This window comes from Variovorax sp. KK3 (assembly GCF_001984055.1).
Classification (GTDB): Bacteria; Pseudomonadota; Gammaproteobacteria; order Burkholderiales; family Burkholderiaceae_C; genus Variovorax.
Window position 1 is genome coordinate 90,037 of the sequence record NZ_LYVO01000016.1, and the last position, 10,090, is coordinate 100,126.

The 10,090-nt window shown below is 67.5% G+C and carries 10 protein-coding genes; 6 read left to right on the forward strand and 4 right to left on the reverse strand.

Going from position 1 to position 10,090, the window contains the following annotated elements; genetic code table 11:
* Positions 1-34: 34 nt before the first annotated feature.
* Genes B0W80_RS10470 through B0W80_RS10490 form a run of 5 tightly spaced genes read left to right on the forward strand, consistent with a single transcriptional unit; the run spans position 35 to position 3,871 of the window.
* Complete coding sequence (locus tag B0W80_RS10470) at positions 35-907, forward strand: branched-chain amino acid ABC transporter permease (protein ID WP_076999067.1); 873 nt, start codon at positions 35-37, stop codon at positions 905-907.
* Positions 908-910: 3 nt separating this feature from the next.
* Positions 911-1,882: a branched-chain amino acid ABC transporter permease gene (locus B0W80_RS10475; protein ID WP_076999068.1), complete on the forward strand. Its 972-nt coding sequence runs from the start codon at positions 911-913 to the stop codon at positions 1,880-1,882.
* Positions 1,883-1,935: 53 nt separating this feature from the next.
* The gene (locus tag B0W80_RS10480; RefSeq protein ID WP_076999086.1) at positions 1,936-2,694 is read left to right on the forward strand and encodes an ABC transporter ATP-binding protein; all 759 of its coding nucleotides are present in this window, start codon (positions 1,936-1,938) and stop codon (positions 2,692-2,694) included.
* Entirely contained in the window at positions 2,687-3,391 is a 705-nt protein-coding gene (locus tag B0W80_RS10485; protein ID WP_076999069.1) for an ABC transporter ATP-binding protein, read from the forward strand. The genes B0W80_RS10480 and B0W80_RS10485 overlap by 8 nt, the downstream gene beginning before the upstream one ends.
* Positions 3,392-3,448: 57 nt before the next feature.
* Positions 3,449-3,871, forward strand: coding sequence for an SRPBCC family protein (locus B0W80_RS10490; protein WP_076999070.1), 423 nt, complete (start codon positions 3,449-3,451; stop codon positions 3,869-3,871).
* Here the strand turns inward: B0W80_RS10490 and B0W80_RS10495 are convergent.
* Positions 3,865-4,482: an NAD(P)-dependent oxidoreductase gene (locus B0W80_RS10495; protein ID WP_076999071.1), complete on the reverse strand. Its 618-nt coding sequence runs from the start codon at positions 4,480-4,482 to the stop codon at positions 3,865-3,867. The genes B0W80_RS10490 and B0W80_RS10495 overlap by 7 nt on opposite strands.
* Before the next feature lie 124 nt (positions 4,483-4,606).
* Here B0W80_RS10495 and B0W80_RS10500 point away from each other — a divergent pair, with 124 nt between their 5' ends.
* Positions 4,607-5,560, forward strand: coding sequence for a LysR family transcriptional regulator (locus tag B0W80_RS10500; protein WP_083745292.1), 954 nt, complete (start codon positions 4,607-4,609; stop codon positions 5,558-5,560).
* Here B0W80_RS10500 and B0W80_RS10505 read toward each other — a convergent pair.
* The 3 genes from B0W80_RS10505 to rpoD form a co-directional block, all read right to left on the reverse strand.
* Positions 5,478-6,638: an HPP family protein gene (locus B0W80_RS10505; protein WP_076999072.1), complete on the reverse strand. Its 1,161-nt coding sequence runs from the start codon at positions 6,636-6,638 to the stop codon at positions 5,478-5,480. The two genes, B0W80_RS10500 and B0W80_RS10505, sit on opposite strands and share 83 nt — an antisense overlap.
* Entirely contained in the window at positions 6,638-7,876 is a 1,239-nt protein-coding gene (locus B0W80_RS10510) for a multidrug effflux MFS transporter (RefSeq protein ID WP_076999073.1), read from the reverse strand. Before B0W80_RS10510 ends, B0W80_RS10505 begins: the two co-directional genes overlap by 1 nt.
* 103 nt (positions 7,877-7,979) lie before the next feature.
* On the reverse strand, positions 7,980-10,090 hold a 2,111-nt coding region (gene rpoD, locus B0W80_RS10515; protein ID WP_076999074.1), incomplete at its 5' end, for an RNA polymerase sigma factor RpoD.

The window sequence follows — 10,090 nt, forward strand, 5'->3', positions numbered from 1 at the left end:
CCGGCGGCGGCCACCCACTCGTCCCGATCACGGCATGCTGACGATCCTCTTCGACGGCATCGCCTACGGGATGCTGCTGTTCGTGCTCGCCGTCGGGCTGGCCGTGACGCTGGGGCTGATGAACTTCATCAACCTGGCGCACGGGGCCTTCGCGATGGCGGGCGGCTACCTCACCGTGTTCGCGATGCAGAAGGCGGGCGTTCCTTTCCTCGTCTGCCTGCCGCTGGCTTTCGTGGGTGTGGGGCTGCTCGGCGCGCTGCTCGAGCGCACGCTCTACCGGCCCATGTACGGCAAGCCGCACCTCGACCAGGTGCTGTTTTCCATCGGCCTGGCCTTCATGGCAGTGGCGGCGGTCGACTACTTCGTGGGCTCGTCGCAGCAGAACATCCACCTGCCCGAGTGGCTGCGCGGCCGCACCGAGATCGGCGACGGCCCGCTGATGCTGGGCATGGGGCACTACCGCATCTTCATCATCGTGATCTGCGCGCTGCTGACCGTGGTGCTGCAACTGATCCTGTCGAAGACGCGCTTCGGCAGCCGCCTGCGCGCCGCGGTGGACGACCCGCGCGTGGCGGCGGGCCTGGGCATCAACGTGAACATGGTGTTCCTGCTGACTTTCGCGGTCGGCTCGGGGCTGGCCGGCCTGGGCGGTGCGCTGGGCGCGGAGATCCTGGGCATGGACCCGACCTTCCCGCTCAAGTACATGATCTATTTCCTGATCGTGGTGTCGGTCGGCGGCACCTCGTCGATCACCGGGCCGCTGCTGGCCGCGCTGCTGCTGGGCATCGCGGACGTGGCCGGCAAGTACTTCATCCCGAAGATGGGGGCCTTCACGGTCTACCTGCTGATGATCCTGATTCTCATGTGGCGGCCGCAAGGGCTCTTCACGCGCCGGGGAGGCGGCTAGCCGATGGATGCGCGTGACACGCTGCTGCGCAATGCGCGCTGGCGGCCCCTGGAGTTCGTGTTCTGGCCGCTGGTCTTCATACTGCCGGCGCTGCTGCCTTCGAAGGCGCTGATGATCAACGAGATCGCGATCATCGCGTTGTTCGCGCTCTCGCTGGACCTGATCCTGGGCTATACCGGCATCGTCTCGCTGGGCCATGCGGCCTTTTTCGGGTTCGGTGCCTACACGGCCGCCTTGTTCGCCAAGCATGTGCTGCCCGATCCGACGGTCGGCCTGCTGGTCGCCGTGCTGGCGTCGGGTGTACTGGGTGCGCTTGCCAGCATCACCATCCTGCGCGGCAGCGACCTGACGCGGCTGATGGTGACGCTGGGCACGGCGCTGTTGCTGCTGGAGCTGGCCAACAAGCTCGACTGGCTGACCGGCGGCGCTGACGGCCTGCAGGGCGTGGTGATGGGGCCGGTGCTGGGGCTGTTCGAGTTCGACCTCTACGGGCGCACGGCGGCCTGGTATTCGATGGCCGTGCTGCTCGTGGTCTTCATCGTGATGCGGCGGCTGGTGCACTCGCCCTTCGGCGCGACCCTCGAGGCCATCCGCGACAACCGGCTGCGTGCGATGGCGATCGGCATTCCGGTGGTGTCGCGCATTGCGGTGATCTACACGGTGGCGGCCGCGGTGGCCGGTGCGGCCGGCGCGCTGCTGGCGCAGACCACCGGCTTCGCCTCGCTGGACGTGCTGGCCTTCGACCGATCGGCCGACGTGTTGCTGATGCTGGTGATCGGCGGTGTGGGCTGGCTCTACGGCGGCATCGCGGGCGCGATCGTCTTCAAGCTGCTACAGGACATGCTGTCGACCGTGACGCCGCAGTACTGGATGTTCTGGATCGGGCTGATCTTGGTGCTGCTGGTGCTGGTGGGGCGCGATCGGCTGCTGAAGCCCTGGGCCTGGTTCGGGGCGCGGAAGGGAAGCGGGGCATGAGCCGCCGGGCCGTTCCCAAGGCGAATACCGCAGCCGAAGGCGACGGTACCTCTGTGACCGACACGGTGCTTTCGGCCACGGGCCTGGTGAAGCGCTTCGGCGGCATCGTGGCCACGGACAACGTGACGCTGAACCTGCGGCGCGGCGCGCGCCACGCGTTGATCGGGCCAAATGGCGCGGGCAAGACGACGCTGGTCAACCTGCTGACGGGCGTGTTGACGCCGACGGCGGGCCGCATCGTGCTGGAAGGCGAGGACATCACGGGCATGGCGCCGCATGCGCGGGTGGCGCGCGGCATGGTGCGGACCTTCCAGATCAACCAGCTCTTCGATTCGATGACGCCGCTGGAGACGCTGGCGCTGGTGGTGTCGCAGCATACGGGCCTGGGCGCGCAGTGGTGGCGGCCGCTGGGGTCGTCGGCCCGCGTGACGGAGCGGGCGGCGCAACTGCTGGAGCAGTTTCATCTGGCCGACGTGGCAGGTCAGCCCACGCGGCAGCTGGCTTACGGCAAGCGCCGGCTGCTGGAAATCGCCATCGCGCTGGCTTGCGAGCCGCGCGTGCTGCTGCTCGACGAGCCGGTGGCCGGCGTGCCGGCCGGCGAGCGCGAGGAGTTGCTGCAGACGGTGGCGGCGTTGCCGGCCGATGTGTCGGTGCTGCTGATCGAGCACGACATGGATCTGGTGTTCAGCTTCGCCGACCGGATGACGGTGCTGGTGAACGGTGCGCTGCTGACAGAAGGCGATCCCGACACGATCGCCAATGATCCCAAGGTCAAGGAGGTCTATCTTGGCCAGGGAGCCGAGCATGTCTGAGCTGCTGCGCATCGACAAGCTCAGCGCGGGCTACGGCGAGGCCGTGGTCCTGCACGACGTGTCGCTGGCACTGGGCGAAGGCCAGACGCTGGCCCTGCTGGGCCGCAACGGCACCGGCAAGACCACGCTGATCAACACGCTGGCTGGCGCGACGCGCCAGCACGGCGGCAGCATCTCGCTCGGCGGTGTGGCGCTGCACCGGCTGTCGTCGCATCAGCGCGCCGCGGCCGGCATCGGCTGGGTGCCGCAGGAGCGCAACATCTTCAAGTCGCTCAGCGTGCACGAGAACCTGAGCGCGGTGGAGCGGCCCGGCCGCTGGACGCCGCAGCGGGTGTACGAGATGTTCCCGCGCCTGGCCGAGCGCAGGCGCAACCTGGGCACGCAGTTGTCGGGCGGCGAGCAACAGATGCTGGCCGTGGGCCGCGCGCTGGTGCTGAACCCGCGGCTGCTGCTGCTCGACGAGCCGCTCGAGGGGCTCGCGCCCATCATCGTGGAAGAGCTGCTGCGCGCGATTCGCCGCATCACGCAGGACGAGGGGTTGGCCGCGATCATCGTCGAGCAGCATCCGCAGGCCATCCTCGCGATTTCGGACGAAGCGGTGGTGCTGGACCATGGCACGGTGGTGCATGCCGACAGGGCGGCCGCGTTGAAGGCGCAGCCCGAGGTGCTGGAGCGATTGCTGGGCGTGTCGCGCTGAAGCGCGGCGGTTCGGCAGGCCTACACTGGCCGACCAAAAAGCCAAGGAGAGCAGCACATGGCCACCATTCGACGCGAGATGCAGGTCGACGGCGATGCCGGCGCCATCTGGGACGCAGTGCGCGACATCGGCGCGATCCATCGCCGGCTCGTACCCGGCTTCGTCACCGACTGCAAGCTGGAAGGCGACGCGCGCATCGTCACCTTCGGCAACGGCATCGTGGCGCGCGAACTGATCGTCGACGTGGACGACGCCGCGCGGCGCGTGGTGTGGTCGGCCAGCGGCGGGCGGCTCACGCATCACAACGCATCGCTGCAGGTCTTCGACGAAGGCGGCGGGCGCAGCCGGCTCGTATGGATCGCCGACCTGCTGCCGAATGAAATGGCGGCGCCCATCGCCGGGATGATCGACGAGGGCATGCGGGCGATGAAAAGGACGCTCGAGGCGTCTTCTTCATCGCCTGTTCAATCGGTTCAATAGCCGACGGTGTAGCGCTGGCGCGGGTGCTCGGGGCGCTCGATTTCGTCGACCAATGCGATCGCATAGTCCTCCATCGAGATCCAGCTTTTGCCCTGGGCATCGGCCAGCAGCTGGTCGCCGCCCAGGCGATAAGCGCCGGTGCGCGAGCCGGGCTCGAAGAGGGCGGACGGGGATAGGAAGGTCCAGTCGAGCGCCTTCTCGGCGCGCAGCGTCTGCAGGAAGGCGCGGCCGGCCAGGGCCTCGGCCTTGTACGCGTCCGGGAACTCGGGTGTGTCGACCAGGGCGCGGCCCGGCGCGACTTCCAGGCTGCCGGCGCCACCGACCACCAGCAGGCGCGGCACGCCGGCTTCCTTGGTGGCGGTGACGGCGGTGGCAGCGTCGATGCCGCCGTTGAAGTGGGTGGCGCTGATCACGGCATCGTGGCCGCGCAGTAGCGGCACGAGCGTGGCGAGCTGCGTGGCATCGGCCTGCTTCAGGCTCAGGCCGGGACGGGGCTCTGCCTTGTCGGTGTTGCGGGCGATGCCGGTGACGGTGTGGCCGCGCTGCAGCAGTTCGGTGGCGATGCGGGAACCGGCGCGGCCGGTGATGCCGAGGATGGCGATGTGGCTCATGGTGCTTGACTCCTGGTGAATCCTGGATGGGATGAAGCCATCGTATGTTTCTTGATCCGATCGAAAAACCGCCTACGATGCAATGGTTTGTTGCACTGAACGATCGAATCAAGCGCTTGCCCCAATGGACCGCATCACCGCCTCGCAAGTCTTCATGAACGTCGCCGACCGCGGCAGCATGACCGCCACCGCCGAGGCCCTGAACATGTCCCGCGCCATGGTCACGCGCTACCTCGCGCACATGGAAGCCTGGGCCGGCGTCAGGCTGCTGCACCGAACGACGCGCCGCATCAGCCTGACGCCGGCCGGCGAGGAAACCCTGGCGCGCTGCCGCCAGATGCTGGAGATCGCCGGGCAGATGCCGGTCGCCGCCGACGCCGCCCCCGACGAGCCGCGCGGCCTGCTGCGGCTGAGCTGCGCGCAATCGCTGGCGCAGGACTTCATCGCCCCGGCGGTGGCGACCTTTCTGCGCCGGCATCCGCAGACTTCGGTGGACCTGCAGGTCAACGACCGCATGGTCAACCTGGTGGAGGAACGCATCGACCTGGCGATCCGCATCACCAACGAGCTCGACCCGAACCTGATCGCGCGGCCGCTGGCCAAGTGCCCCTCGGTGGTGTGCGCCACACCGGCTTACCTGGCTGCGCACGGCACACCGCGCACGCCGCAGGAGCTGGCGCTGCACCACTGCCTGACGCATTCGTACTTCGGCAAGAGCCTGTGGCAGTTCGACCGGCGTGGCGAACAGGTTGCGGTGCCGGTGGGTGGCCGGCTGAGCGCCAACGAATCGCGGGTGCTGCTGATGGCCGCGTTGGAGGGGGCGGGCATCGCGATGCAGCCGGTGTATTCGGCCGCGCCGCTGGTGGCGAGCGGGCTGGTGGTGCCGCTGCTGACGGATTGGGAGCCCCAGCCGCTGGGCGTGTACGGCGTCTACAGCTCGCGCCGGCAGATGCCGGCCGCCTTGCGCGCGATGCTGGACTTTCTGGTGGAACGCTTCAGCGACCCGGCGCACTGGCCGCCGGCGCGTCCTCCGGCCCCACGGCGCGGTACAGCGCACGCACGAAGTCGGACTGCGTAATCATCCCGGCCAGCCGCCGCTCGGCGTCGATGATCGGGATGTGGTGGTGCCCGCCTTCCGAGAAAAGCGGCACCAGCTCGACGAGCGGCCGGTCTTCGCTGGCCACGCGCACCTGGCGCGTCATGATCTGGCCCACCACCTCGGGCTTGCTCGACATCACGGTGCGCGTCGCGCGGATGAAATCGCGCAGCCGACCGCCCAAGCCCTCGTGGTGTTCCAGGTCGATGTGGCGGAAGAAGTCGGCCTGCGTGACGATACCGACCACGCGGCGCGTGCGGTCGGTGACCGGCAGGGCCTTGATGCGGCGCGCCTGCATCAGGGCCCAGGCCTCCTGCAGCGGCGTGCCGAACTCGGCGACCACCGGATCGCGGGTCATCACGTCGGCGCATTGCACGGTGCCGAGGCGGCGGCGGTAGGACTCGACCTCGGTCTCGCGGATCAGGGTTTCCAGATCGTCGCGGCTGATGTCGAGCACCTGGTTGTAGCGGGCCAGCACCGCATCGACGTCGGCCGAGCTGAAGCGCGCATCGGCGGCAGGTGCCCGGGGCGCCAGCTGCACGTGGGGATAGCGCCGACCGGTCAACGTGTTGTAGAGCACGCCGGCCAGCACCAGCAGCACCGAGTCGAAGAGCACGGGCTGGATCGCAAAGGGGAAGTGGGTCGTGTGGTTCAAGGCCACCAGCAGCGCGACCGCGCCGCCGGGCGGGTGCAGGCAGCGCAGCCCGAACATGAGCGCGATGGCCAGCGCGGTCGCGGCCGGGCCGACCCACAGGCCTTCGGGCATCCACCGCGCGCAGGCCACGCCGACCAGCGCCGAGAACATGTTGCCCGCGACCACCGGCCACGGCTGCGCGAGCGGGCTCGCCGGCAGCGCGAACACCAGCACGGCACTCGCGCCCAGCGGCGCGATCAGCCAGTGGCCGTCGGCGCCGCCGCCGGCGAGCTGAACGATCAGCGAGGTGATGAGCAGACCCAGGCCGGCACCGGTGACGGCACGAAGGCGTTCGCGCGCATCGACGTTGGTCCGGCCCGGCAGCCAGGAGCGGGCGAACGTGCGCAGCGCTTCGCGCGCAGCCATCACGCAGGCTCTCCGGCGACGCGACGGCCGACTTCCGGCCAGCGCGCATGGAGCCAGACCCAGGCCACCAGGCCCACGCCCATCATCACGATCGAGGTCAGGGCCAGGGCCAGCGTGGAATGCATGACGAGCGGCGCGACGATGCCGGCCACGATGCCGTTGGCAGTGGAGCCGATCACGGCCTGCAACGACGACGCCATGCCGCGCCGTGCGGGGTGCAGGTCGAGCACGAGCAGCGTGATCACCGGCACCATCAGCGCCCAGCCGAAGGCGAACACCGCCAGTGGCCAGAGCGCCCAGTAGACGTTCGGCGTGAAAAGCGCGTTGGCGATGACGTTGACGACCGAGGTCAACAGCATGATCAGGAAGCCGTCGCGGATCTGCCGCTTGGGTGCCACCTTGCCCGCCATGCGGCCGCTGGCCCACGCGCCGGCCATGATGCCGCCGATGGTCAGCAGGAAGAACCAGAAGAACTGGGTGGGCGCGAGCGCGAGGTGGTCGCCCAGGAAGGCGGGCGCGGCGAGCACGTAAAGGAACATGCCGTTGAAGGGCACGCCGCTGGCCAGCGCGAGCAGCAGGAAGCGCGGGTCGGAACACAGGTTCCAGTAGCCGCGCATCAGGTGCCGCACCTCGAAAGGCTGGCGCTGACTCTGGTGCAGGGTTTCGGGCAGCAGCTTGTAGTTGGCGGCGAACAGCACGACGCCCACGGCCACCAGGAACCAGAACACGCTGTGCCAGCCCAAGTGCACGAACAGGAAGCCGCCGATGATGGGCGCGATGGCCGGCGCGACGCCGAAGTAGATCGTGACCTGACTCATCACCCGTTGCGCCTCGGCTGGCGGGAACATGTCGCGGATGACCGCGCGCGACACCACGATGCCGGCGCCTGTCGACAGCCCCTGCAAGGCGCGGAAGAAAACGAGCTGCGCGATGGTCTGCGAAAGCGCGCAGCCCAGCGATGCGATGGTGAAGACGGCAAGGCCCCAGAGCACGACCGGCCGGCGCCCGAAGCTGTCGGACAGCGCACCGTGGAACATGTTCATGAAAGCGAAGCCGAACAAGTACGCCGACAGCGTCTGCTGCATCTGGGCCGGGGTCGCACCGATGCTGCTGGCGATGCCCGAGAACGCCGGGATGTAGGTGTCGATGGAGAAGGGCCCGAGCATGCCCAGCACCGCCAACAGCACGGCGAGCGCCCAACGCGGCGCGTGCCAGAGTTTGTCGGCGTCGGGGTTCATGCGAGAAGTCTCCGGTCTTGCTTGTTCGAGTGTTTGTCGTGCACGGAAAAGAAAATGCCCGCTGCCGTGAGGCAAGCGGGCATGTGTGCTGATCCGCCAGGGATCAGAGGGTATCAATAAAGCTGCGGAGCTTGTCGGAACGCGAAGGATGCTTGAGCTTGCGCAGCGCCTTTGCCTCGATCTGGCGGATGCGCTCGCGCGTCACGTCGAACTGCTTGCCCACTTCTTCGAGCGTGTGGTCGGTCGACATCTCGATGCCGAAGCGCATGCGCAGCACCTTGGCTTCGCGCGGCGTCAGGCTGTCGAGGATGTCCTTGACCACGTCGCGCAGGCCGGCCTGCATCGCGGCCTCGATGGGGGCCGTGTTGCTGCTGTCCTCGATGAAGTCGCCCAGGTGCGAATCGTCGTCGTCGCCGATGGGGGTTTCCATCGAGATCGGCTCCTTGGCGATCTTCATGATCTTGCGGATCTTGTCTTCCGGGATCTCCATCTTCGCGGCCAGGATGCCGGCATCGGGCTCGAAGCCGAACTCCTGCAGATGCTGCCGGCTGATCCGGTTCATCTTGTTGATGGTCTCGATCATGTGCACCGGGATGCGGATGGTGCGCGCCTGGTCGGCGATCGAGCGGGTGATGGCCTGGCGGATCCACCACGTCGCGTAGGTCGAGAATTTGTAGCCGCGGCGGTATTCGAACTTGTCGACCGCCTTCATCAGGCCGATGTTGCCTTCCTGGATCAGGTCGAGGAACTGCAGGCCGCGGTTGGTGTACTTCTTGGCGATGGAGATCACGAGGCGCAGGTTGGCCTCGATCATTTCCTTCTTGGCATCGCGCGAGGACGATTCGCCCTCGTTCATGCGCTTGTTGATGTCCTTGAGCTCGGCCAGCGGCACGACCACACGCGACTGGATGTCGGTGAGCTTCTGCTGCAGTTCCTGCACCGGCGGAATGTTGCGCGCGAGCACGGCGCTCCAGGGCTTGCCGGCCGCGGACTGCTTCTCGACCCATTTGAGGTTGAGCAGGTTGGACGCCACGCGGTGGCCGTTCTTGTCGTAGCCGCTGAAGTCGCGGATGAACTCCTCCTGCGGAAAGCCGCACTTGTCGACGATGATGCGGCGCAGTTCGCGCTCCTTCTTGCGCACGTCGTCGACCTGGGTGCGAACCAGGTCGCACAGGCGTTCGATGGTGCGGGCCGTGAAGCGGATGGTCATCAGCTCTTCGGACAAGGCGTGCTGCGACTTCTGGTACGTGGGCGTACCGTAACCTTCCTTGTCGTAGACCTTGTGGACCTTCTCAAAGAGGCCGGCGATGCGGTCGAAGCGCGTCAGGGCCTCGTTCTTCAGTTCTTCGAGCTTCTTGGTCAGGGCCTTCGAACCGCCCTTGCCGTCGTCGTCGTCTTCTTCGTCGAACTCGTCGAAGTCTTCTTCGGCCACGTAGTCGTCGGCCTCGTTCGGGTTCGAGAACCCGTCGACGATGGTGGAGATGACGACCTTGCCTTCACGGATGTCCGTGGCCAGGCGCAGGATTTCGGCGATGGTGGCGGGCGAGGCCGAGATGGCTTCCATCATGGCCATGAGGCCGCCTTCGATGCGCTTGGCGATTTCGATTTCGCCCTCGCGCGTCAGCAACTCGACCGTGCCCATTTCGCGCATGTACATGCGCACCGGGTCGGTGGTGCGGCCGAATTCGCTGTCGACGGTGGACAGCGCGGCTTCTGCTTCTTCTTCGGCTTCTTCCACCGTGGTGGCGGTGGGGGCCGTGTTGTTCAGCAGCAGGGTTTCTGCGTCGGGGGTCTGCTCGTAGACGGCCACGCCCATGTCGTTGAGCATGGTGACCACGACTTCCATCGTTTCGGCGTCGACCAGCTTGTCGGGCAGGTGATCGGAGATTTCGCCGTGCGTCAGGTACCCGCGAGTCTTGCCGAGCGTGATCAGGGTCTTGAGGCGGGAGCGGCGCTTGGCCAGGTCTTCCTCGGACAGGACGGTCTCGTCGAGACCGAATTCCTTCATCAAGGCGCGTTCTTTCGCCTTGCTGATCTTCATGCGCAGCGGCTTGACCTTTTCTTCGGTCGCCACGGGTTCGTCGCCCGCCAGGTCTTCTTCGATGTCCGACAGGTCGACGTCGCTCGCAGGGGCTTCGTTGGCGGCCGCGGCCTTGGGCTTGCGGCCGCGCTTGGCGCCGCCGGCAGCGGGTGTGGCGGTGCCGGCGGCAGCGG

Coding starts and splice junctions, on each gene's coding strand:
- B0W80_RS10470 (WP_076999067.1), top strand. CDS start 35: ATGCTGACGATCCTCTTCGACGGCATCGCCTACGGGATGCTGCTGTTC.
- B0W80_RS10475 (WP_076999068.1), top strand. CDS start 911: ATGGATGCGCGTGACACGCTGCTGCGCAATGCGCGCTGGCGGCCCCTG.
- B0W80_RS10485 (WP_076999069.1), top strand. CDS start 2,687: ATGTCTGAGCTGCTGCGCATCGACAAGCTCAGCGCGGGCTACGGCGAG.
- B0W80_RS10490 (WP_076999070.1), top strand. CDS start 3,449: ATGGCCACCATTCGACGCGAGATGCAGGTCGACGGCGATGCCGGCGCC.
- B0W80_RS10495 (WP_076999071.1), bottom strand. CDS start 4,482: ATGAGCCACATCGCCATCCTCGGCATCACCGGCCGCGCCGGTTCCCGC.
- B0W80_RS10500 (WP_083745292.1), top strand. CDS start 4,607: ATGGACCGCATCACCGCCTCGCAAGTCTTCATGAACGTCGCCGACCGC.
- B0W80_RS10505 (WP_076999072.1), bottom strand. CDS start 6,638: ATGGCTGCGCGCGAAGCGCTGCGCACGTTCGCCCGCTCCTGGCTGCCG.
- B0W80_RS10510 (WP_076999073.1), bottom strand. CDS start 7,876: ATGAACCCCGACGCCGACAAACTCTGGCACGCGCCGCGTTGGGCGCTC.